The following is a 23,169-nucleotide window of genomic DNA, read 5'->3' as shown; positions in this document are numbered from 1 at the left end:
TCAATTCCTTGTCTTGATTTGCGTACCGAGGCCCTGCAGGTAGGCGATCAGCGCGTCCTGCTCGCTCTTGCCTTCCAGTCCGGCGGGCGCGTCCCGCACTTCCTGCTCCGAATACGGCACGTTCAGGCGCTGCATCGCGCGCATCTTCGGCACGATGGCTTGCGGGTCGAGCTTCGTGTTGGCGAGCCAGGGGTAGCCCGGCATGTTCGATTCGGGGACCACGTCGCGCGGGTTGTCCAGGTGGGTGCGGTGCCACTCGTCCGAGTAGCGCCCGCCCACGCGCGCGAGGTCCGGGCCGGTACGCTTCGAGCCCCACTGGAAGGGATGGTCGTAGACGAACTCGCCGGCCACGGAATAATGGCCATAGCGTTCGGTCTCGGCGCGGAAAGGACGGATCATCTGCGAATGGCAGTTGTAGCAGCCCTCGCGGATGTAGATGTCGCGCCCGGCCAGGCGCAGCGGCGAATACGGTTTCAGGCCGGCGACCGGCTCGGTGGTCGACTTCTGGAAGAACAGCGGCACGATCTCGACCAGGCCGCCGAAGGAGATCACGACCAGCACCAGGCCGATCAGCAGCCAGGGATTCTTCTCGATCCACTCGTGGCTGAATTTTCCAATGCCAAGTTTCATGATGGTTTCTACTCTCTGTTATGCGTGTTCGGGAGTCGCCGGCGCGTGCGCCCGCAGCGCCGGGATACGCGCGTCGACGGAGACGGTGCCGCGCATCGTCAACCAGGTGTTGTACGCCATGGTCAGCATGCCGCTCAGGTACATCAGGCCGCCGCCGAAGCGGATCACGTAATAGGGATAGGTGGCCTTGACGCCTTCGACGAAGGTATAGGTCAGGGTGCCGTCCGGGTTCACGGCGCGCCACATCAGGCCCTGCATCACGCCGGCGATCCACATCGCGGCGATGTACAGCACGATGCCGATGGTGCCGAGCCAGAAGTGGGTCTCGACCAGGGCCAGGCTGGCCATCTGCTTCTTGCCCGCCAGGCGCGGGATCAGGTAGTACAGCGAGCCCATGGTGATGAAGCCCACCCAGCCCAGTGCGCCGCCGTGGACGTGGGCGATGCCCCAGTCGGTGTAGTGCGACAGCGAGTTGATCGTCTTGATCGACATCATCGGGCCTTCGAAGGTGGCCATGCCGTAGAAGGACAGCGAGACGATCATGAACTTCAGGATCGGATCCGAGCGCAGCTTGTGCCAGGCGCCCGACAGCGTCATCATCCCGTTGATCATGCCGCCCCAGGACGGCGCCAGCAGGATCAGCGAGAACACCATGCCCAGCGACTGGGTCCAGTCGGGCAGCGCGGTGTAGTGCAGGTGGTGCGGCCCGGCCCACATGTAGGTGAAGATCAGGGCCCAGAAGTGCACGATCGACAGGCGGTACGAGTACACCGGGCGTTCGGCCTGCTTGGGAATGAAGTAGTACACCATGCCGAGGTAGCCGGCGGTGAGGATGAAGCCGACCGCGTTATGGCCGTACCACCACTGGATCATCGCGTCCTGCACGCCGGCGTACATCGAATACGACTTCCACAGCGAAGCCGGCATCGACATGCCGTTGATGATGTGCAGGACCGCGACCGCGATGATGTAGCCGCCGAAGAACCAGTTGGCGACGTAGATGTGCTGCACGCGGCGCTTGACGATGGTGCCGAAGAAGACGATGGCGTAGGCCACCCAGACGACGGCGATCAGGATCGCGATCGGCCATTCCAGCTCGGCGTATTCCTTGCCTCGCGTGAAGCCCATCGGCAGCGTGATCGCGGCCGCCACCAGCACCGCCTGCCAGCCCCAGAAGGTGAAGGCGGCGAGCTTGTCCGAGAACAGACGGACCTGGCAGGTGCGCTGCACGACATAGTACGAGGTGGCGAACAGACCGCAGATGCCGAAGGCGAAGATGACCGCGTTCGTGTGCAGCGGACGCAGGCGGCCATAGCTCAGCCACGGGATATCGAAGTTCAGCGCCGGCCACGCCAGCTGGGCCGCGATCCACACGCCGGCCGCCATGCCGATCACCCCCCAGACCACGGTGGCGATGGCAAACTGGCGCACGACCTTATAGTTATAGTTTAGACTGGTGCCCACAATGCACTCCCTAGAAGAAAAGAAAGGACGACATCAGGAGCGTAAGTTTCTGAACGTGGAAAATCCTTGATGTGAATCAAAATGTTCAGAATGGGTTGAGGTAGGAAACTACGTGTTGCTGGAAGCGGACGACCGATCAACTTTGAACGATAGGACTTCCCATGCCGCCCATCTCGACTGAACTGCATGAAGAAATCGGCAAGCGCCTGCGCAAGAGCCGCGAGGACATGCTTGCCACCGTCCACGCCCGCACCGACGGCGACACCGACGACCGCCCGGCGATCTCGCCGATGGCCCACATGGGCTCGAACGACGACGCCCCCGCCGGCGAAATGCTGAGCCACAACGAAGAGCACCTGGCCGAGCACGAAACCAATCTGCTGCACGACATCGACGCCGCCCTCGGCCGGCTGGAATCGGGCGGCTACGGCATCTGCGTCCGCTGCGGACGCGACATTCCGGAAGCGCGGCTGCTGGCGACCCCGACGGTGCAGACCTGCGTCGCGTGCCAGGAGGAGATCGAGAAGGAACAGCGTACTGGGCGTGGGCCGACGATGTAACACTACCCTGTCGTCCCCGCGCAGGCGGGGACCCAAGTTCTGCTTGCGCTATAGGGGTCAGAGCCCCCGAAAACCAGCACCGGACTCTGACCCCTTAGTCCTCATCATTCAATATCCGCAACGCCGGCCCATCCAGGTCGTCGAACTGCCCGCTCTCCGCCGCCCCGAAGAAGACCCACACCGCAAACGCGACCAGGATCAGGCTCAGCGGAATCAACAGGTACAAGGCTTCCATCATTCCCTCCTCAGCCTGAGCGCATTCAGCACCACCAGCGCCGAACTGCCCGCCATGCCCAGTCCGGACAGCCAGGGATTCAGCAGGCCGCTGGCGGCGGCCGGGATGGCGACCAGGTTGTACAGCATCGCCCAGCCCAGGTTCTGGCGGATCGTGCGCATGCAGGCGCCGGCCGTGCGCAGCGCCTCGCCGAGCGGCGCCAGGCCTGAATCGGCGTCGCCCAGCAGGACGCAATCGGCATGCAGTTGCGCCAGCTGGGCGCCCTGCCCCATCGCGAACGACACGTCGGCGCCGCCCAGTACCGCGGCGTCGTTGATGCCGTCGCCGACCATCGCCACCACCGCGCCCGCGGCCTGCAAGGCCCGCACGGCGTCCAGCTTGTCCTGCGGGAGCTGGCGGCCGCGCGCATCGCGGATGCCGAGCTGCGACGCCACCGCCCGCACCGCCTCGTCGTCGTCGCCGGACAGCAGCAGCACGGACTTGCCCATCTCCTGCAGCGTGCGCACCAGGACCGGCGCTTCGGGGCGCAGGATGTCGGCCAGGTCGAAGCGCGCCAGCCAGCCGTCCTCGCGTCCCAGCCAGACGGCGCTGGCGCCGGCCGGCGTATCCAGCGGCGCCCGCGTGCCGGTCAGGCCGGCCACGAAGGCGCTGCTGCCCAAGCGGTAGCGCTGGCCGGCGATCTCGCCTTCGACGCCCTGCCCGACCGCATACGACAGCTGCCGGGCCGTCACGTCCACCGGCCCGGCCGCGGCGCGCAGCGCCTCCGCCAGCGGATGCGCGCTGCCCGCTTCCAGGGCGGCGGCCAGGCGCAGGCACTCCTGCGCGCTCGCAGACCAGAAGGTCAAGGTATCACGCAGCACCGGGCGGCCACGGGTCAGGGTGCCGGTCTTGTCGAACACCACGTGGGTGGCGCGCGCCAGCGTCTCGAGCACGTGCGGTTTCACGGCCAGCACGCCATGGCGCAGCAGGCGTTCCAGCGCGGCCGCCAGCGCGGTCGGCGTCGCCAGCGACAGCGCACACGGACAGGACACCACCAGCACCGCGATCGCCGCCGGCCAGGCGCGCGCCGGGTCGACCGCCCGCCAGAACGCGAACACGGCCGCGGTCAGGGCCAGCAGCACCGCCACGAACCAGGCGCCGACACGGTCGGCCCACAGCGCAAGCTGCGGCTTGTCCTGGCCTGCGCGCTCGCTCAGCCGCACCAGCATCGCCAGGGTGCTGTCGGACGCGCTGCTGGTCATGCGCACCACGATCGCCTGGGCGACGTTGACGGCGCCGCCAGGCAGCAGGTCGCCGGGGGCCATGGCGCGGGTGCGGCTCTCGCCGGTCAGCAGCGCCAGGTCGACCTCGGTGGCGCCGTCGAGGATGACGCCATCCGCCGCCACCGTCTGCCCCGCCGGCACCAGGATCACGTCGCCGGGCCGCAGCCGGCTGGCGGCGACGGTCCCGGTATCGCAGGACGCCGGCCAGCCGTCCATGCGCAGGGCGGTGGCCGGCGCCGCGTGCTGCAGCCCCTCGAGGGCGCGCGCGGCCTTGCGGCGGGCGTCCAGTTCCAGCCAGCGGCTGCCCAGCAGCAGGAACACGAACATGGTGATCGAATCGAACCACACCTCGCCTTCTCCCCGCAGCAGGGAGACCGCGCTGCCGGCGAAGGCGGCCAGGATGCCCAGCGCCACCGGCACGTCCATGCCCGGCAGGCCGCGCCGCAGGTCCTTCCAGGCGCCAGCCAGGTAGGGCCAGGCGCAGTAGGCGACGGCGGGAATGGTCAGCAGGAAGGACGCCCAGCCCATCAGCGCCTTCATGTCGGCGTCCATCGTGCCGTCGGTCGCCATGTAGACCGGGAAGGCATACATCATCACCTGCATCATCGACAGGCCGGCCACGAACAGTCGCCGCAGCAGCGCCTTGCGCTCGCGCTCGAGCCGGGCGCCGTGGCGCGTCGCGTCGTAGGGATAGGCGGTGTAGCCGATGCCGCGCAGGGCCTTGATGATGGCGCTGGGCCGGCAGGCTTGCGGGTCCCAGCGCACGTGCAGGCGCTCGGTGGCGACGTTCAATCCGCAGGACGCGACGCCCGGCAGCGCGGCCACGCGGCGCTCGATCAGCCAGACGCAGGCGGCGCAGCGCAAGCCCTCGACGCTGAATACGGCATCGCCGTCCAGCCCGGGTTCGTCGTACAGGAGAATTGCAGGATCGTCGCTCGCGGCATCGCCGGCCGGCGCCGCGAATCCGGTGCGGCTGGCGTAGTAGTCCTCCAGGCCGGCGCCGGCGATTGCCTCGGCCGCCGCCGCGCAGCCGGGACAGCACATGGTGCGCGCCTCGCCGCCGACGGTCGCACGCCAGCCCTCACTGGCGATAGCCGGCTGGCCGCAGTGGTAGCACGGGACGACGTCCGCCATCGTGTTCATGCCGGCGCTCCGGGCGTCACGCAGATCGTTTGTACCCAGCCGTGCGGCAGTCCGCCGGCCGCGCGCGCCAGGCCGAGCAGGCCGAAGCCCAGCACCAGCGCGCCGCAGGCCACGCGCACGCCGCGCACGCGCAGGCAGGCGCGCACGCGCGCGCCCAGCAGCCCGAGGCCGAGCAGCATCGGCAGGGTGCCGAGCCCAAAGGCCAGCATCACCAGCGCGCCCCCCGTCGCGGAGCCGGACAGCATCGCCGTCACCAGCACGCTGTAGACCATCCCGCACGGCAGCCAGCCCCACAGGGCGCCGGCGGCCAGCATCCTGTCCGGACCGAAGTCGATGCCGGGCACGGGGCGCAGGCGCCGCAGCAGCGGCTGCACGCGGCGCCACAGCAGCTGGCCGCCCTGCTCCAGCCGCGCCAGGCCGCGCCACGCATCCATCAGGTAGAGGCCCAGCAGGACCAGCATCAGGTTCGCCATCCAGTAGCCGCCCGCCTGCAGGGCCGGCAGCCGCGCCAGCGATCCCGCGCCGGCGCCGACGCCTCCCGCCAGCGCGCCGGCCAGCATGTAGCTGCCGATGCGGCCCACGTTATAGGCCAGCACATTCGCCAGCGCCGGCCGCGCCGACACCGTCGGCACGACATGCACCGGCACCATGCGGCCGGAGGACGGCGCCAGCGACAGCGCGCCGACGATCCCGCCGCACATGCCGGCGCAATGCACGCTGCCCAGCAGGCCGACCACGAATACGGGAAGCAGCGCGATGCCGGACATGCCCACCTCACACCGTCTTCGAGTAGCGCGGCCCGGCGCCGGGCGCCGCGAGATAGCGGTCGAAGGCCATGCACACGTTGCGGATCAGCAGGCGGCCCCTGGCGCCGACGCTGATCCAGTCGCCGTCCACGCTCACCAGGCCATCGTCTTCCATCGCCGCCAGCTGCGCCAGCTCGTCCCTGAAATACTGGCGGAACACGATCGGGAAGGCCTGCTCGATGGTGGAGATCGACAACTCGAACTGGCACATCAGCTTCTGGATGATGGTGCGGCGCAGGACGTCGTCCATGTTCAGGCGGGCGCCGCGCGCCACCGGCAGCTCGTTGCGGTCGAGCGCATCGTAATACGCTTCCAGGGTCTTGACGTTCTGGCTGTAGGTCGCGCCGACCGCGCCGATCGCCGAGACGCCGCAGGATACGAGGTCCGTGTCCGCATGGGTCGAGTAGCCCTGGAAGTTGCGGTGCAGGCGCCCCTGGCGCTGGGCGATGGCAAGGTCGTCGCCGGGCTTGGCGAAATGGTCCATGCCGATGTAGACGTAGCCGGCGCGCGTGAGGCGCTCGATGCAGAGCTGGAGCATGGCCAGCTTGGCGTCGCTGCCGGGCATGTCTTGTTCGAGGATGCGCCGCTGCGGCTTGAACAGGTGCGGCAGGTGGGCGTAGTGGTAGACGGCGATGCGGTCCGGGTCCAGCGCCACCACCTTCTCCAGGGTCGCGCGCATGGTCGCCGGGGACTGCCTGGGCAGGCCGTAGATCAGGTCGATGCTGACCGAGCGGAAGCCGGCGCCGCGGGCGGCGACGACGATGGCGCGCGTCTCTTCCTCCGGCTGGATGCGGTTGACGGCCTTCTGCACGCCGGCGTCGAAGTCCTGCACGCCCAGGCTGATGCGGTTGAAGCCTTGCGCGCGCAGGCTGTGCACGCGTTCCGCGGACACGGTGCGCGGGTCGACCTCGATCGAATACTCGCCCAGCTCGTCCGGGACGAAGCGGAAGCAGCGCCGCAGGTGGTCCATCAGCTCGCCCATCTGTGCGTCCGACAGGTAGGTCGGGGTGCCGCCGCCGAAGTGCAGCTGCGCGACTTCGTTCATGCCCGCAAACAGGCTGGCCTGCATCTCGACCTCGCGCTTCAGGTAAGCCAGGTAGGTGGCGGCCTTCTCGCGGTTCTTCGTGACGATCTTGTTGCAGGCGCAGTAGTAGCAGACCGTGTCGCAGAACGGGATGTGCAGGTACAGCGACAGCGGCCGCGCATTGCCGCGCGTGCGGCGGTCGGCCACCGCGTGCAGGTAGTCGCGGTAGCCGAAGGCGTCGGAAAAGCGGTCGGCGGTCGGGTAGGAGGTGTAGCGCGGGCCGGATTTGCTGAGGCGGGAGATGAGGCCGGCGTCGAATTCCACGGTCGACGGCACGGGGGGCTGGAAGGCCATCGGGATGGCCCGGGTTGCTGCTTGCATGATGAGGACTCCTTGACTCTATGCAGGGAGTCTATTGATCACAGTCAGCAAAATCCTTGACCTGCATCAAAAACGGCCGACCTTGAACACCGACAGCGCCTGCGACAGGTGAGCTGCCTGCTCGGCCACGCTCTCCGAGGCCGCAGCCGCTTCCTCGACCAGCGCCGCATTGTCGCGCGTGATCCCGTCCAGCGCGCGCATGGCCGCGTTGACTTCGGCAATGCCGCTGTGCTGCGCGCGCGAGGCGTCGGTGATGCCGTGCATGATGCGCGCCGCTTCCTGCACCGAGGCGACCACTTCGCGCATGGTCTGGCCGGCCGCGCCGACCAGCGCATTGCCCTGGCCGACCTTGTCGACCGAGTCCTCGATCAGCACCTTGATCTCCCTGGCCGCGCTGGCCGAGCGCTGGGCCAGCGAGCGCACTTCGCCCGCCACCACCGCGAAGCCGCGTCCCTGCTCGCCGGCGCGCGCCGCTTCGACCGCTGCGTTCAACGCCAGGATATTGGTCTGGAAGGCGATGCCGTCGATCAGGCCGATGATGTCGACGATGCGCGTGGCCGAGCCGCTGATCTGGCCCATCGTCGCGCCCACCTGCCGGACCGACGACCCGGCGCGGTCGGCCACGCTGGAAGCCGCACCCACCAGGCCGTCGGCGCGCACCGCGCTGTCGGTGTTGCTGCCGGCCGCCGCCGCGACCTGGGCCAGGCTGGCGGCGGTCTGTTCGAGGCTGGCGGCTTGCGACTCGGTGCGGCGCGCCAGGTCCTGGTTGCCGGCCGCGATGCCGCGCGTGGCCGCTTCGATCGAGGCGACGTTGGAGCGCACGTCGCCGACGATGGCGGTCAGGTTGACGTTCAGCTGGCGCAGCGCCAGCAGCAGGTGGCCGACTTCGTCGTCGCGTCCGCGCGGCGGCATATGCGACAGGTCGCCGCCAGCCAGGGCGTAGACCGCGTCCCGGGCCTGCTGCATCGGGCCGACGATGGAACGCTGCAGTTCCGCCCACGCCAGCAGGGTGAGGACGGCGCCGGCGCCGGCCGCCAAGCGCCATGGCGTGCCGTCGACGGCAACGGCCAGTGCCGCCAGCAGGGCCGATTGCGCGCCCAGCATCAGGGCAAGGCGCCGCCCCAGCGACATCGTGCGCAGCGCCAGCAGGCGCGCCCACCATGCGGTGCGGGCGACGGCGCCGCGGCGGATCGCCAGCCCGGCAGCCTTCCCTTCGCGAAAACGCCGGTACAGGGCCTCGGCTTCCTTCACCTGTTCGCGCTGCGGCCTGGTGCGCACCGACATGTAGCCGACCGTCACGCCGTTCTCCTTGATCGGCACCACGTTCGCGACCACCCAGTAGAAATCGCCGTTCTTGCGGCGGTTCTTCACCATGCCGGTCCACGGCAGGCCTGCCTTCAGCGTTTGCCAGAGGTCGGCGAAGGCTTCCGGCGGCATGTCCGGATGGCGCACGATGTTGTGGGCCTTGCCGATCAACTCATCGAGGTCGAAACCGCTGACCTCGACGAAGGTCGGGTTGACGTAGGTGATGCGTCCCTTGGTATCGGTTTTGGAGACGATGGACTGGCCATCCTGGAGAATGTATTCGATGCCGGTGACCGGCAGATTGGTGCGCACTGCGGAACTCCTTAATTTCCTTCAAGCAATATCAATTGTATGGCTGCGTGGAAATTAATTTCCTTGATGTAGATCAAAAACGAAGCCGCACCGCAGGGCTCGTCCAAAATGATGTACGCTGCGCTCATGTGCTCGCTCCTCCGCTTGTTTAAGTCCATGTTCGCCCCCATTTGCCGCCGTCGATGAACGATATTTCCTCCCTGACACGGCATCCCGATGTGCTGTATGGCCCGCACCAGCCCGAGCTGCTGCGCGACGAAATCCTGGCCGACCTGCTGGAAGCGAGCGCCCGCCGCGCGCCCGACCAGATCGCCCTCATTGCCGGCGAGCGCCGGCTCAGCTACCGCGAACTCGACGAACTGGCCAGCCTGGCCGGCTCGCGCCTGATCGAGGCCGGCATCAAGCCCGGCGACATCGTCGGCCTGTGGATGCCGCGCGGGATCGACTTGCTGGTCATGCAGGCCGCGATCGCCAAGGCCGGCGCCGCCTGGCTGCCGGTCGACGAGGACACTCCGGTCGAGCGCCTGCTGGTCTGCATGGAGGACGCCGGCTCGCCGGCCCTGGTCAGCAGCGAACGCATGGGCGAGCGGCTGCATGGCGTGGACCGGCCGATCCACACCGCGGAAAGCCTGCTGGCGCCCGCCCCCGCCGGCTATGCACCGAAGCGCCGCGGCGCCGTCTCCGGCGGCGCGCCGGCCTACGTCATCTACACGTCCGGCTCGACCGGCAAGCCGAAAGGCATCCTGATCGACCAGCGCAGCATCTGCCACTTCCTGCGCAGCGAGAACGAGGTGCTGGGCGTGCGTGCGGACGATACCGTCTACCAGGGCTTCTCGGTCGCCTTCGACATGTCCTTCGAAGAAATCTGGATCTCCTGGCTGGTCGGCGCCACGCTCTGGCTCGGTCCCAAGGAAACGGCCGGCGATCCGGAAGCGCTACCGCGCCTGCTGGGCGAGAACGGCGTCACCGTGCTGCACGCGGTGCCGACCCTGCTGGCCCTGTTCGCCGAGGACGTGCCCAGCCTGCGCATCATCAACCTGGGCGGCGAGATGTGCCCCGAGACCGTGGTCGAGCGCTTTTCCAGGCCCGGCCGCCAGATGTTCAACACCTACGGCCCGACCGAGGCCACGGTCTCGGCCAGCCTGGCGCGCCTGGAGCCCGGCAAGCTGATCACGATCGGCAAGCCGCTGCCCAACTACGGCCTGCTGGTGATCTCGGCCGATACCGAAAAGGGCTTGCAGATCCTGCCGCGCGGCGACACGGGCGAGCTGTGCATCATCGGCCCCGGCCTGTCGAGCGGCTACCTGGGCCGCCCCGACCTGACTGCCGAAAAATTCCAGCCGAATCCCTGGAGTTCCGGCCCGGATGACCTGCGCCTGTACCGCACCGGCGACCTCGCGCGCATCGAGCCGGACGGCCAGGTGGTCTGCCTGGGCCGCACCGACGACCAGGTCAAGATCCGCGGCTTCCGCGTCGAACTGGGCGAGATCGAAGCCGTGCTGGCCCAGCAGGAAGGAATCGGCACGACCGCCGTGCTGCTGCGCCGCGACGACGGCATCGACCGTCTGGTGGCCTACCTGGTGCCGGCGCTGGGCGCCACCGCCGAACAGCTGGCCGCGCCGACCTTGCGCCGCGCCCTGGCCGGCCGCCTGCCGCCCTACATGGTGCCGAGCCGCTTCGAGGTCCTGAACGTGATGCCGCGCCTGACCTCCGGCAAGATCGACCGCAAGGCCCTGAAGGCGATGGCCTTGTCGCACCCGCTGCCCAGCGATGCGGCCGAATCGGACCTGGCCGAGACCCCGGCCGAGGAAGCGCTGTTCGCCGCCCTCGCCCAGCTGTTCCCGGGCCAGCCGATCCGCCGCGAACTCGATTTCTTCAGCGACCTCGGTGGCCACTCCTTCTTCGCCGCGCGCCTGGCCACGGCCCTGCGCGCCGATCCGCGCTTCGCCCATGTGACGGTGCGGGACATCTACCAGCATCGGCAAATCGGCGCGATCGCCTCCAGCCTCGACCAGGCCGCCGGCACCGCCCACGTCGAGCAGGACTGGACCCCGCCGCCGACCGCGCGGCGCTGGCTGTGCGGCCTGGCCCAGCTGGCCGCGGTGCCGGTACTGGTGACCCTGCGCATGGCGCAGTGGCTGGCGCCCTTCTTCACCTACCACTTCATGACGGGCGATCCGGGCGACTCCACGCTGCGCGCGGTCGCCGCGTCGATCGGCGTGTTCCTGCTCGCCACCGTCATGGAATTCGTGTTCGCGGCCGCCGGCAAGTGGCTGGTCGCGGGGCGGCTGCAACCCGGCAGCTATCCGCTGTGGGGCGTCACCTATTACCGCTGGTGGCTGGCCGACCGCCTGGTCGAGGCGGCGCCCACCTACCTGCTGGCCGGCTCCTCGCTGTACGGCTGGTGGCTGCGCCTGCTGGGCGCGAAGGTCGGCAAGGACGTCGTGATCGGCTCGATGACGGTGCGCTCGCCGGACCTGCTGGGCCTCGGCGACAACGTCAGCATCGGCAACGGCGTGAACTTCGAGAACGCGCGCGTCGAACGCGGGCGCCTGGTGCTGGGCCGGATCGACCTCGATGACGACGCCTGCGTCTCGTCCTACGCGATCCTCGAAGGGAATACCCGCGTCGGCCGGCGCGGCCACCTGGAAGGCCAGTCGGCGCTGGCCGATGGCGCGGCGGTGCCGGATGGCCGCGTGTGGGCCGGCTCGCCCGCGCGCGACACGGGCGCCTTCGATCCGTCCACCCTGCCGCCGCGCCCCCTCGCCTCGCGCGCGCGCCTGGCCGGCGAAGCGCTGTTCTTCGTGTTCGGCATGCTGCTGGTGGCGACCCTGTTCTTCATGCCGGTGTTCCCGAGCTTCGTGCTGATCGACTGGTTCGACGAGCGCGGCACGCTGGCCTGGATGCAGGCCAACACCATCCAGGGCCAGCTGGTCCGCTACTTCGTGCTGGCCCTGCCGGCCAGCAGCGTGCTGATCTTCCTGACCATGCTGGTGTCGGCGGCGATCCGCTGGGGCTTCCTCCCGCGCATGCAGCCGGGACGCTCGGCCGTGCACTCCAACACCTACTGCAAGAAGTGGCTGGTCAGCCACATCCAGGAATCGAGCCTGAACGTCCTGCACGGCATCTACGCGACCGTGTTCGCGCCCTTCTGGTACCGCCTGCTGGGCGCCAAGGTCGGGCGCGACGCCGAGATCTCGACCGCGCTGGGCGTGGTGCCCGACATGCTGACCCTCGGCGACGAGACCTTCATCGCCGACGCCGTGATGCTGGGCGACGAGCAGATCGACGGCGGCTGGATGACGATGGAACCGACCGTGGTCTCGAATCGTTCTTTCGTGGGCAACGGCAGCTACATCCCGGACGGCACCGTGCTGCCGGAGGGCGTGCTGGTCGGCGTGCACACGCATGCGCCGGCGAACGAGCGCATGACGGGCGGCGATACCTGGCTCGGCTCGCCGCCGATCCACCTGCCGGCGCGCGAACAGGTGAGCGGCTATCCCGAGCACCTGACGTACCGGCCGTCGATGGCGCGGCGCCTGGGACGCGCCCTGGTCGAAGCCTTCCGCATCGTCGCGCCGCATGCGGTGGTGATCGCGGTCGGCTACACGGTGGTGCTGGACCTGATGCCGCTCGCCGGCGCCGGCCGCTGGGGCGAAGTGGTGTGGGACCAGGCCCTGGTCGGCCTGGCCTACGGCATCGGCAACTACCTGTTCGTGCTGGCCTTCAAATGGCTGCTGCTGGGCCGCTACCAGAAGCGCGCGGAGCCGATGTGGACGCCCTTCGTGTGGCTGTCCGAAGGCGTGACCAATATGTACGAGGGCATCGCGGTGCCCAACTTCATGCGCTACCTGCGCGGCACGCCCTGGCTGCCGCTGGCCTTCAACCTGCTCGGCTGCCGCATCGGCAAGGGCGTCTACATGGACACCACCGACATCACGGAATTCGATTGCGTGCACATCGGCGACCACAGCGAGCTGAACGCCCTGTCCTGCCCGCAGACCCACCTGTTCGAAGACCGCGTGATGAAGATCGACCGCGTCGACATCGGCAGCAAGGTCTACATCGGACCGCGCAGCGCGGTGCTGTACAGCGCGAAGGTCGGCGACAACGCCCGCATCGGGCCGCTGACCCTGGTGATGAAGGGCGAGCACATTCCCGCCGCAAGCGGATGGAATGGCTTGCCGGCGGCGCCGCAGCGGGCCTGAGCGTCATGGCCGGCGCGCTTCCTTCCTCCCCCGTCCAGGTCCGGTGGCGCCGGGTGGGTGGCGGCGCCGGTCTTGCCGGTGCGGCGGGTCCGGACCGTGCGGCGGACGGGCCGCCCCCTCCGGCGCATGGCGGCTTCGGGGTTGACGTGCCTGGCGCCTCTCGTCGGTTAGTTGCAAATTTCTTGGCTGGCGATGAGCCGCTCGTCGTCGGCATCCGGGACCAGGCCGACCGCGAGGCCGCGCGCCGCGCGATCCGCGAGGCCATCGCGGCCGAGCTCCTGCTGTCGAGCGGCCTGCCGCCGCAGCGCATCGTCCTGCACACCCTGCGCGGCAAGGCGCCGTGGGCCGAGCTTCACTTTCCCGACGGACCACGCCGCGCCTGGCTCGCCATCAGCCATGACGGCGCGCTGTCGGTCGCCGCGATCTCCCTGCGCGGCCCGGTCGGCATCGACGTCTCGTGCATCGTCGACATCCCTGATTGGGAGGCCGTGGCGCGCGACTACCTCGGCCCGGATGCCGCCGCGGCGCTGGCCGTGCTGCCGCCGGCAGCGCGCGCGACAGCCTTCGCCAGCGCCTGGAGCGAGCGCGAGGCGCGCCTGAAATACCTGGGCCGCGAGCTGGTGGAATGGAGCGCGGACGGCGACCGCGCACTGGCTGCCTGCCGTTGCCTGCCGCTCGCCCTGCCCGGGGGATATGCGGGGATGCTCGCCGTCCCGCTCGGACGGACATGAAAAAAGCCCCGGACAGGACCGGGGCTTCTCTTTCACGCGCGATGTCGCGGATCAGGACTTCCTGCGGCGCGCCAGGCCGACCCCGGCCAGGCCCAGGCCGAGCAGCGCCAGCGAAGCGGGTTCTGGCACGGCGGCCGTATCGGCGTAGTTCACGACCAGTTGCACCTGGGCGCGATCGGCCGCGTAGCCAAAGCCGGAATACGTATAGGTCCAGCGGCTCGCGGAGCTGTTGGCCAGATGCATGCCCAGCCAATCCTCGCCGCTGGCGAGCGCCGACTGGACCAGTGCGGTCACATCGTAGCTGGAGGTAGCGCCATTGCCGTTGGCGATGACGCCGCTCACCGTGCCGTAGGCTGCCGTAGGGGCATTGAAGTTGTAGCCGAGCACGCCGTTGGCGTCGTAGCCGGTAATGGTCAGGACACCATCGTTGAGATAATTCTCTTGCAGGACGAAGCTGAGCGTTGCCGACGACACCTGTTTGCCGGCGAGGTCGGCAAGGCCGACTTCCAGATTGGTTCGCGAGTAAGCGCCTTCCAGGCCGAACAGGTGCGCGAATTCGTTGGACTGATACAGGCCGACGAAGCCGGTGCCGGCGTAGGTTTGACCGGTGTTCGCCACCGTATAGTTGTCGCCGGCCAGGATGTCCTTGATCTGGTAGGTCGCGACGCCGGCATGGGCGGCGCCGGCGAACATCAGGGCGGACAGGATGGCGGACGACAGGACAATCTTCTTCATATTATGTTCCCTAGTTATTATTTAGTAATGGAGTGCTGTTTTTCTAATAAGCATTTTTCGTGCCAGAAACATATTTGTCCAATAGCATCAAGTGCTTACATTTCGCGGAAATAAATACATGGGTGGAGATGTAAAATTTTCCGACAGTCCATCTTTCTTGCAATCCGAGTAAGATTACTGGATGGATAATCTCACCCACTCCGTCGTCGGCCTCGGTGTCGGCGCCCTGATCGACCGTAGCCTGGCCGCCGAGCCGGACCCCGACCAGCGGCGCGTCCGCTCCCGTATGCTGCTCGTCATCGGCTGCCTGGCCAGCAATTTCCCGGATCTCGACCTGGTCCTGACGCCCCTGCTGGAGGCGCCGCTGGGCTACCTGCTGCACCACCGCGGCCACACCCACACCCTGCTGGCCGCGATCGCCGAAGCCGCCCTGCTGCTGGCCCTGGTCTGGCTGCTGTGGCCGGCGGCGCGCCGGCTCCTGCGCGCGAGCCGCACCGCACGGCGCGGCGCCCTGCTGGCCGCCGGCGCGGGACTCCTCCTGCACATCGGCATGGACAGCCTGAACGTCTACGGCGTGCACCCGTTCTGGCCGCTCGACCCGGACTGGTACTACGGCGACCTGGTGTTCATCGTCGAACCGGTGTTCTGGATCGGCTTCGGCGTGCCGCTGGCGGCCCTGGTGCGCAGCCGCCCGCTGCGCTGGCTGTGGCTGGCCGTGATCGCCCTGGTGCCGCTCGGCGCGGCGGCGCTCGGCTTCCTGCACTGGGGCTCGCTGGCGGGCTTGCTGGCGCTCGGCCTGCTGCTGGCCTGGATCCAGCATCGCAATGACGAACGCCATGGCGAGACCCGCGCCGAACGCGGACGCATGGCGCTCGGCGCCGGGCTGGCGGCCTCGCTCGCCTTCGTCGGCCTGCAGGCCCTGGCCCTGCAGCAGGCGCGCGGCGTGGTCGCGGCCGAGCTGAACCGCATCGACGGCGGCGAGCGCGTGCTGGACATGGCGCTGTCGGCCTATCCAGCCAACCCGCTGTGCTGGTCCTTCGCCACTGTGGCCCGGACCGGCGACAATGGCGCCGGCACCGTCCACCTGCGGCGCGGCATGCTGAGCATCGCGCCCCGGCTGCTGCCGGTCTCGCACTGCCCGGTGCGCGTGGCCGGACCGGCGCTCGAGGATGCCCCGCCGCAGATCGCCTGGCAGGCCGAAGACCGCCAGCCGGTGGCCAGCCTGCGCGCCCAGGCCGCCGGCAACTGCCGCGTGGACGCCTGGCTGCGCTTCGCGCGCGCGCCCGCGCTGGCGGACGGCGTCGCCACCGACCTGCGCTGGGGCGAGCCGGGCGGCCGCAACTTCACCACCATGACGCTGGCCCGGCCGGCCGGCACACCCTGTCCGCATCCGGTGCCGGGCTGGGGCTATCCGCGCGCCGACCTGCTGTGGGGCCGGTAAGCAGGAATTTGTGCGCCGCAGTCACAAATTTGACAAACTGTGGCTACCCAACACTATTGCATAAAGACACCAACTGCTAGACTGTCGAAGGCTAGCTTTTAGGCAACAAATATGTCTTCCTGATATCGACCAGGAGACAAATATATAAAAAAATCAAGTAGTTATTGGGGAAGTCCATGAAGAAGCACCGGGTCCGCCCGAACCCTACCCTGCTGGCCGCCGCATTGGCCGGCATCGCCTGGGGCACTGCCCAAGCCCAGACCGCAACGCCAGGCGCCGCCGGCGACGGCATCCAGGAAGTGATCGTCACCGCGCAGCGCAGCGCCGCCCCGGAGTCGAAGACCCCGGTCGCGATGAGCGTGCTCAGCGGCGAACAGCTCGGCAAGCTCGGCCTCGACGATCCGATGGCGATCGGCGCACGCCTGCCGAACACCTATCTGGAATACGGCTACGACGGCCTGCGCATCACGATCCGCGGCGTCTCGAGCGCCGACAACACGGAAAAAGGCGACCCCTCGGCCGCCTTCATGATCGACGGCGTGTACGTGGCGCGTCCGCAGAGCCAGACCGTGCCCTTCTTCGACGTCGACCGCATCGAAGTGCTGCGCGGTCCGCAGGGCACGCTGTACGGCCGCAACACCACGGCCGGCGTGGTCCATGTGATCAGCAAGGCGCCGGTTCCGTACTTCGAGGGCGAGGGCTATGCGGAAGTCGGCAGCTACAACAGCCGCAAGCTGGGCGCGACCGTCAACGTGCCGGCCGGCGAGTCGCTGGCATTGCGCGCCGCGGTCGCCGCCAACCGGCGCGATCCCTTCCTGCGCAACGCCCAGGGCACGCCCTACCACCTCGGCATGGAACGCGACGACTGGGCCGCGCGCCTGTCGGCCAAGCTGGACCTGGACCGCGCCCTGGGCGGCGGCAGTTCCCTGCTGCTGCGCTACGAGCGCATGCAGAACGACGCCAGCAACGACGAGAACCTGCCCGACACGAATTTCTACCGCCGCGACGCGCAGGGCCAACCGGTCTGGTTCGACGCGCCGGCATCGGCGCGCCTGACAAATGCCTTCATCGCGCCGAACATGCGTCCCGAGCAGGGCTACACCCACAAGACCACGTCGGCGCTGTCGGCGGAGCTGAACTGGAACCTGGGGCCGGCCATCCTCACGTATCTCGGTTCGCACCGCGATTTTTCCCAGACCTATCTGTACAACTTTTACTACCGGGTCATGCCGACCTTCGCGATCGGCGTGCGCCAGGATTTCGACGGCGACTACAACCAGGACTCGCACGAGCTGCGCCTCGCCACCCGGACCGGCGGACGCCTGAACGCCCAGGGCGGCTTCTACTGGTTCCGCGAAGACGCGCGCAACCATTACTACTACCGCGACTTGCAGGTGATCGGCCTGACGCCGTGGTACGTCTGGGACATCGTTCCGTCGGTGTCGCGCAGCCGCGCCGTGTTCGGCCAGGCGACCTACGGCGTGACCGATGCGCTGCGCCTGACCCTCGGCGCCCGCTACAACCAGGACGGCAAGTCGCGCGTCGGCAGCACCGGCTACCAGCAGGCCCGCGCCTTCAACCCGGCCACCGACCTGCGCGCCCTGGTGCATGGCGAGCTGGCCACCCACAAGACCACCTGGCGGCTCGGCGCGGAGCTCGACGTGGCGCCGGCCGGCATGCTGTACGGGACCGTCTCCACCGGCTTCAAGGCCGGCGGCTTCAATGACGGCTGCGTCAGCGGCGACGAGCAGCTTGGCCTGCGCTGCGGCCCCCTGAGCGCGATGCCCGCATCGGACCTGGTGTATGCGCCGGAGACCGTGCGCGCCGCCGAGGCCGGATTCAAGACCCGCTTCTGGCAGAACCGCGCGAGCCTGAACCTGGCGGCCTTCCACTACGACTACCGCAACCTGCAGCTGTCGGCGGTGGCCTTCCACAACGGCTCGCCGGTCTACGTGACCAGCAATGCCGGCCAGGCCGTCGTCAACGGCCTCGAAGCCGAGGGCCAGCTGCGCCCGGCCGCGGCCGACCGGCTCGACTACGCGCTGACCTTCACCGACGCCCATTACGTCCGTTATTCGCCGGACGGCGTGCATTCCTGGGCCGGCGTGAAGCTCGACCGCACCCCGACCCGCACCCTGTCGCTGGGCTGGGAGCACCGCTTCGGCCTGCCCGGCGGCGCGCTGGTGGCCGGCGTGCACACGCGCGCCAGCAGCCGCGCGATGCTGACGGTGCCGAGCCAGGCGTTGCGCTACTGGGTACCGGGCCATACGGAATCCGACCTGCGCCTGGCCTGGGAACCGCTGGGCGCGCGCTGGACCGTGCAGGCGCGCGTGCGCAACCTCGAGAACGAGGTGCGTCCGACCGCGGTGAACAGCTTCGGCATGGCCTTGCCGAGCGCGCCGCGCACGGCCGACCTGCGCTTCGACTACCGCTTCTGAGCGAAGAAAGGCCACCATGCCGATCCGCCGCCCGCACGTCCCGCGCACCTGGCTGGCTGCGCTGCTGCTGTCCCTGCTCGCCCTGCTCGCGGTGCTGCCCTTGCCGTCCAGGGCCGCGCCGGCGCCGCTGCTGCTCGACGGCCGCCACGCCGAGGTCGATGCCTGGCCGGCTGTGAGCGTGCTGGTCGACCCCGGCCATGCACTGAGGGTGGAGTCGCTGCTGGCGCAACCCGGACGCTTCCACGCGCCGGCGTCGCCGTTCGCCAGCATCGGCATGCAGAAGGGGCATGCCTGGCTGCGCCTGCCGCTGCAGGCGGCGGACGACGGCATCTGGGTGCTCGACATCGCGTACGGCCAGATCAACCGCGCCGACCTCTGGCTGGTGCGCGACGGCCGCATCGTGCGCCATGCGGTGGGCGGGGCCGGGGTGCCGCCGGACGGCGCCATCGGCCAGGGCAACCCCGCCTTCCGCCTGGTGCTGGAGCCGGGGGTGCGCTACGAAGCGCTGCTGCGCATCGATACCGAGGCGCCGAAGATCCTGCCCGTCAAGCTGCGCAAGCCCGAAGCCTTCTACCGCGCCGCGATGGACGAGCAGATCCTGCAAGGCCTGCTGTCGGGCCTGAGCCTGTTCCTGGTGATCTACAGCCTGGCGCAATGGGCCCACCTGCGCGAATCGCTGTTCGCCAAGTACGCGCTGTACGTCGGCAGCCTGGCCGTGTATTCGGCGGCGGTGTACGGCGTCGGCGGCCGCTACCTGTGGGCCGGCAGCATGTGGGGTTCGCAGCACATCCCCGGGATCGCGGCGATGCTGTGCTCCTGCAGCGCCTACCTGTTCGTCGAACATGTGCTGGCGCGCCCCGGCCGCGACCGCATCTTCTCGCGCGTGATGAAGGTGTGCGCGCTGCTGTGCCTGGCCAATTCCGCGGCCTTCGGCCTCGGCCTGATCGACGACGCGTTCATGGTGCTGATGGTCAGCACGCTGGGCATCTTCCCGACCCTGTTCGGCCTGCCCGGCGCCTTCCGCCTGGCGCGCAGCCGCGACCCGGTCGGCATCTGGCTGCTGGTCGGCTGGACCATCAGCTTCACGGGCGCAGCCGTGATGACCAGGGTGGTGCATGGCGGGGCCGCCCCTAGCTTCTGGAACCTGCATTCGGTGCAGTTCGGCGCCGCCCTCGACATGCTGGTATTCATCCGCATCGTCGGCCTGCGCAGCCGCGCGACCCGCGACGCCACCCTGCGCGCCGAAGCCGCGGCGCGCATGAAGTCCGAGTTCCTGGCGAACATGAGCCACGAGATCCGCACGCCGATGAACGCCATCCTCGGCATGAGCCGCCTGGCCCTGATGGCCGAACCGAACCCGAAGCTGCGCAACTACCTGGGCAAGATCCTCTGCGCCGGTGAGCACCTGCTGGGCATCATCAACGACGTGCTCGACTTCTCCAAGATCGAGGCCGGCCGCATGAGCGTCGAGTCGGCCCCGTTCGCGCTCGACGGCCTGCTCGAGCACCTGGCCGGCATCGCCGCCGTCAAGCTGGATGACAGGCAGGTCGAGCTGGTGTTCCGGGTCGCGCCGGACGTGCCGCCGCAGCTGGTCGGCGATCCGCTGCGCCTGGGCCAGGTGCTGATCAACCTGACCGGCAACGCGGTCAAGTTCACCGAGCGCGGCGAGATCGTGGTCGCGGTCGAACTGGCCGAACCGGTCGAGCGCGGGGCCGGCCGCGCGCGCCTGCGCTTCTCGGTCAGCGATACCGGGATCGGCATGAGCGCCGAACAGCTGGCCGGCCTGTTCCAGGCCTTCAACCAGGCCGACAATTCGATCACCCGCAAGTACGGCGGCACCGGCCTCGGACTGACGATCTCCAGGCAGCTGGTGGAACTGATGGGCGGTACCATCGGCGTTACCAGCACGCCGGGCGCCGGCAGCCGTTTCAGCTTCACCGTCCCGCTCGGCGTGGGCGAGGAATGCGCGCCCGCCGCGGCGCCGTCCGCGATGCCGGACCGCGCCCGCGTGATGGTGGTCGACGACAGCGCCAGCGCGCGCGAGGCCCTGGTCGAGATGCTCGGCGCCTGCGGCATCCGCGCCAGCGCCGCCGGTTCCGGCGAAGAAGCGCTGCAACTGCTGGCGCAGGCCGCCGACGCCGGCCAGCCCTTTGAACTGGTGCTGATGGATTACCTGATGCCGGGCTGGGACGGCGTCGAGACGATCCGCCGCATCCGCGCCGACGCCCGCTTCGGCGCGCCGCCGGCGATCCTGATGGTCAGCGTCTGCAGCCGCGAAGCCGTGCTGCAGGAGCAGGCCGAGCTGCCGCTGGACGGCTTCCTGACCAAGCCGGTGAACCCGGCCCTGCTCCACCACAGCGTGCTGCGGGCCCTGCATCCGGAACTGGCGCTGCCCGCGCGGGACGCACAGGCCGCCGACGACGGCGCGCCGGACCTCGCGCGCCTGGACGGCGCCCGCATCCTGCTGGTCGACGACAACGCCAACAATCGCGACGTCGCGCTCGAGTTCCTGGCCGCCGCGCGCATGCGGGTCGACGTCGCCGCCGACGGCGCCGAAGCGGTGGCGATGGTGAAGGACGGCGACTACGACCTGGTGCTGATGGACATCCAGATGCCGGTGCTCGACGGCCTGAGCGCGGCGCGCGAAATCCGCACGCTGCCCGGCTGCGAACGGCTGCCGATCGTCGCGATGACCGCCAACGCGCTGTCCGGCGACCGCGAAAGAAGCCTGGCGGCCGGCATGAACGACCACGTGGTCAAGCCGATCGACCCGGACCTGCTGCTGCGCGCCCTGCTGCGCTGGATCGATCCGCGCCGCCTGCTCGGCCGGGCGCTGCCGGACCCGCGCCCCGACCTGGCGGAGGTGAACCCGGGCTCCGCGGCGCCGCTGCCGCCGCTGGCCGGCGTCGACTGGAGCCAGGCCCTGGCAAGCGCCGGCGGCGAACCGGCGCGCCTGCGCCGCCGCCTGGCCAGCTTCGCACGCGAGTACGGCGAGGCGCCGCGCCTGATCCGCGAAGCCCTGGCGGGGGGCGCCGACGAGGTCCTGCTCGGCCTCGCGCACAACCTGCGCTCGGGCGCGACCTATATCGGCGCCGCCGCGCTGGCGCGCATCGCCGGCGACCTCGAACAGGAACTGCGCGCCGGCCGCCGCGAGCGCCTGGCCCTGCTGGCCCCGGAGCTCTCGCTCGCCCTCGACGCCGTGCTGGGCGGCCTGGCGCGCGCGGCCGGCACGATGGCGCCCCAGCCCGCGCCGAAGGCCGAGCTGGGCGCCCTGGTGCGGCGCCTGGCCGCCTACCTGCGCGCCGACGACGCGCGCGCCGAAGACGCCCTCGCCGAGCTGCAGGCCGCCCTGCCGGCCGGCGCGCACGACGGGCTGCTGGCGGCGCTGCGCAAGGCGGTGGACGAGATCGAATACGGCGCCGCCCTGGCCCTGCTGGGGGAGCTGGAAGGAGCGCAGGCATGAATCTTCTCGAACCCCAGAAAGTCTTGATCGCCGACGACGACGCGGTCAACCGCCAGGTGCTGGCCGACCTGCTCAAGCCGGAATACACGGTGCTGCTGGCGAAGAACGGCGAACAGGCGCTGGAACGCATCCAGCGCCACGCGCCGGACCTGGTGCTGCTGGACGTGATGATGCCGGACATGGACGGCTACGAAGTGCTGCGCCGGCTGCGCGCCGACCCGCAGACCGCGCAGGTCACGGTGATCTTCATCTCGGGCATGAACCGCCCGGAAGACGAGGCCAACGGCCTGAAGATGGGCGCCTCGGACTACATCGCCAAGCCCTACAACGCCACCGTGGTGATGGCGCGCGTGGCACTGCACCTGCAGCTGGTGCGCCAGCGCCGCATGCTGGAACGCCTGGCGAACATCGACGGCCTGACCGAGCTGGCCAACCGCCGCCGCTTCGACGAGCTGTATGCGGTGGAGTGGCAGCGCGCGCAGCGCAACGGCCGGCCGCTGTCGCTGGCCCTGCTCGACATCGACGCCTTCAAGCAGTACAACGACCACTACGGCCACCCGGCCGGCGACCGCGCCCTGCGCGCGGTGGCGCGCGCCGCCGGGGCCGGGCTGCGCCGCCCGGCCGACCTGGCGGCGCGCTACGGCGGCGAAGAAGTGGTGCTGCTGCTGCCGGATACCGACGCCGCGCAGGCCCGGCATGTGGTGGCGTCGATCGTCGCGGCCATCTTCGAGCTGCAGATTCCGCATGCGGGGTCGGCGGTGGCGCCCTGCCTGACGGTCAGCGTGGGCGGGGCGACCCTCGGCGGGCATGGCGAGGAAAGCGCCGCCGAGCTGTTCGAGGCGGCGGACGTGGCGCTGTACCGCGCCAAGCATGGAGGCAGGAACCGGATTGCGTGGCGCGGGGTGGACGGCGACTGAGGGCGCTCCGGCGCGCTCACCGTCGTCCCCGCGCACTCACCGTCGTCCCCGCGCACTCACCGTCGTCCCCGCGCACTCACCGTCGTCCCCGCGCACTCACCGTCGTCCCCGCGC

At 69.5% G+C, this 23,169-nt stretch carries 15 protein-coding genes; 7 read left to right on the top strand and 8 right to left on the bottom strand.

The window, feature by feature from the left end; translation table 11 throughout:
- Together ccoO and ccoN are read right to left on the bottom strand one after the other, a co-directional pair.
- Positions 1-630: a cytochrome-c oxidase, cbb3-type subunit II gene (gene ccoO / locus AC3A6M_RS04555; RefSeq protein WP_487851535.1), complete on the bottom strand. Its 630-nt coding sequence runs from the start codon at positions 628-630 to the stop codon at positions 1-3.
- Positions 631-648: 18 nt separating this feature from the next.
- Positions 649-2,094 carry a cytochrome-c oxidase, cbb3-type subunit I gene (ccoN, locus tag AC3A6M_RS04550; protein ID WP_487851534.1) on the bottom strand — a complete coding sequence of 482 codons (1,446 nt, stop codon included), beginning with the start codon at positions 2,092-2,094 and terminating at the stop codon, positions 649-651.
- A 161-nt stretch (positions 2,095-2,255) separates the two neighbouring features.
- Here ccoN and AC3A6M_RS04545 point away from each other — a divergent pair, with 161 nt between their 5' ends.
- Positions 2,256-2,654, top strand: a complete 399-nt coding sequence (locus AC3A6M_RS04545) for a TraR/DksA family transcriptional regulator (protein WP_487851533.1) — start codon at positions 2,256-2,258, stop codon at positions 2,652-2,654.
- 94 nt (positions 2,655-2,748) lie between these two features.
- Here AC3A6M_RS04545 and ccoS read toward each other — a convergent pair whose 3' ends face one another.
- The 5 genes from ccoS to AC3A6M_RS04520 form a co-directional block, all read right to left on the bottom strand.
- A complete protein-coding gene (gene ccoS, locus AC3A6M_RS04540) occupies positions 2,749-2,889 on the bottom strand; it encodes a cbb3-type cytochrome oxidase assembly protein CcoS (protein ID WP_487851532.1) in 141 nt (46 codons plus the stop codon).
- On the bottom strand, positions 2,889-5,294 hold the full coding sequence (locus tag AC3A6M_RS04535) for a heavy metal translocating P-type ATPase (protein WP_487851531.1): 2,406 nt from the start codon (positions 5,292-5,294) through the stop codon (positions 2,889-2,891). Before AC3A6M_RS04535 ends, ccoS begins: the two co-directional genes overlap by 1 nt.
- Positions 5,291-6,061 carry a sulfite exporter TauE/SafE family protein gene (locus tag AC3A6M_RS04530; protein WP_487851530.1) on the bottom strand — a complete coding sequence of 257 codons (771 nt, stop codon included), beginning with the start codon at positions 6,059-6,061 and terminating at the stop codon, positions 5,291-5,293. Before AC3A6M_RS04530 ends, AC3A6M_RS04535 begins: the two co-directional genes overlap by 4 nt.
- A 7-nt stretch (positions 6,062-6,068) precedes the next feature.
- Positions 6,069-7,505 carry an oxygen-independent coproporphyrinogen III oxidase gene (hemN, locus tag AC3A6M_RS04525; protein ID WP_487851529.1) on the bottom strand — a complete coding sequence of 479 codons (1,437 nt, stop codon included), beginning with the start codon at positions 7,503-7,505 and terminating at the stop codon, positions 6,069-6,071.
- A gap of 66 nt (positions 7,506-7,571) precedes the next feature.
- Positions 7,572-9,122, bottom strand: a complete 1,551-nt coding sequence (locus AC3A6M_RS04520; protein ID WP_487851528.1) for a methyl-accepting chemotaxis protein — start codon at positions 9,120-9,122, stop codon at positions 7,572-7,574.
- Positions 9,123-9,304: 182 nt separating this feature from the next.
- Between AC3A6M_RS04520 and AC3A6M_RS04515 the strand changes: the two genes are divergently transcribed.
- Positions 9,305-13,330 carry a Pls/PosA family non-ribosomal peptide synthetase gene (locus AC3A6M_RS04515; protein WP_487851527.1) on the top strand — a complete coding sequence of 1,342 codons (4,026 nt, stop codon included), beginning with the start codon at positions 9,305-9,307 and terminating at the stop codon, positions 13,328-13,330.
- A gap of 182 nt (positions 13,331-13,512) precedes the next feature.
- Positions 13,513-14,061: a 4'-phosphopantetheinyl transferase superfamily protein gene (locus AC3A6M_RS04510; protein WP_487851526.1), complete on the top strand. Its 549-nt coding sequence runs from the start codon at positions 13,513-13,515 to the stop codon at positions 14,059-14,061.
- 51 nt (positions 14,062-14,112) lie between these two features.
- Here the strand turns inward: AC3A6M_RS04510 and AC3A6M_RS04505 are convergent, their stop codons facing one another.
- Positions 14,113-14,796, bottom strand: coding sequence for a PEP-CTERM sorting domain-containing protein (locus tag AC3A6M_RS04505; RefSeq protein WP_487851525.1), 684 nt, complete (start codon positions 14,794-14,796; stop codon positions 14,113-14,115).
- A 181-nt stretch (positions 14,797-14,977) separates the two neighbouring features.
- On the opposite strand from AC3A6M_RS04505, the gene AC3A6M_RS04500 reads away from it, so the two are divergent.
- The 4 genes from AC3A6M_RS04500 (at position 14,978) to AC3A6M_RS04485 (ending at position 23,055) form a co-directional block, all read left to right on the top strand.
- Positions 14,978-16,237, top strand: coding sequence for a metal-dependent hydrolase (locus AC3A6M_RS04500; protein ID WP_487851524.1), 1,260 nt, complete (start codon positions 14,978-14,980; stop codon positions 16,235-16,237).
- Positions 16,238-16,413: 176 nt separating this feature from the next.
- On the top strand, positions 16,414-18,675 hold the full coding sequence (locus AC3A6M_RS04495) for a TonB-dependent receptor (RefSeq protein WP_487851523.1): 2,262 nt from the start codon (positions 16,414-16,416) through the stop codon (positions 18,673-18,675).
- A 16-nt stretch (positions 18,676-18,691) separates the two neighbouring features.
- Positions 18,692-22,138: a hybrid sensor histidine kinase/response regulator gene (locus AC3A6M_RS04490; protein WP_487851522.1), complete on the top strand. Its 3,447-nt coding sequence runs from the start codon at positions 18,692-18,694 to the stop codon at positions 22,136-22,138.
- Positions 22,135-23,055, top strand: a complete 921-nt coding sequence (locus tag AC3A6M_RS04485) for a diguanylate cyclase (protein WP_487851521.1) — start codon at positions 22,135-22,137, stop codon at positions 23,053-23,055. Before AC3A6M_RS04490 ends, AC3A6M_RS04485 begins: the two co-directional genes overlap by 4 nt.
- Positions 23,056-23,169 lie beyond the last annotated feature (114 nt).

Source organism: Telluria sp. Soil_C_11 (assembly GCF_057657395.1).
This window is presented reverse-complemented; position numbering and strand designations above follow the sequence as displayed.

Coding starts and splice junctions, on each gene's coding strand:
- ccoO (WP_487851535.1), bottom strand. CDS start 630: ATGAAACTTGGCATTGGAAAATTCAGCCACGAGTGGATCGAGAAGAAT.
- AC3A6M_RS04545 (WP_487851533.1), top strand. CDS start 2,256: ATGCCGCCCATCTCGACTGAACTGCATGAAGAAATCGGCAAGCGCCTG.
- ccoS (WP_487851532.1), bottom strand. CDS start 2,889: ATGGAAGCCTTGTACCTGTTGATTCCGCTGAGCCTGATCCTGGTCGCG.
- AC3A6M_RS04535 (WP_487851531.1), bottom strand. CDS start 5,294: ATGAACACGATGGCGGACGTCGTCCCGTGCTACCACTGCGGCCAGCCG.
- AC3A6M_RS04530 (WP_487851530.1), bottom strand. CDS start 6,061: ATGTCCGGCATCGCGCTGCTTCCCGTATTCGTGGTCGGCCTGCTGGGC.
- hemN (WP_487851529.1), bottom strand. CDS start 7,505: ATGCAAGCAGCAACCCGGGCCATCCCGATGGCCTTCCAGCCCCCCGTG.
- AC3A6M_RS04515 (WP_487851527.1), top strand. CDS start 9,305: ATGAACGATATTTCCTCCCTGACACGGCATCCCGATGTGCTGTATGGC.
- AC3A6M_RS04505 (WP_487851525.1), bottom strand. CDS start 14,796: ATGAAGAAGATTGTCCTGTCGTCCGCCATCCTGTCCGCCCTGATGTTC.
- AC3A6M_RS04500 (WP_487851524.1), top strand. CDS start 14,978: ATGGATAATCTCACCCACTCCGTCGTCGGCCTCGGTGTCGGCGCCCTG.
- AC3A6M_RS04495 (WP_487851523.1), top strand. CDS start 16,414: ATGAAGAAGCACCGGGTCCGCCCGAACCCTACCCTGCTGGCCGCCGCA.
- AC3A6M_RS04490 (WP_487851522.1), top strand. CDS start 18,692: ATGCCGATCCGCCGCCCGCACGTCCCGCGCACCTGGCTGGCTGCGCTG.
- AC3A6M_RS04485 (WP_487851521.1), top strand. CDS start 22,135: ATGAATCTTCTCGAACCCCAGAAAGTCTTGATCGCCGACGACGACGCG.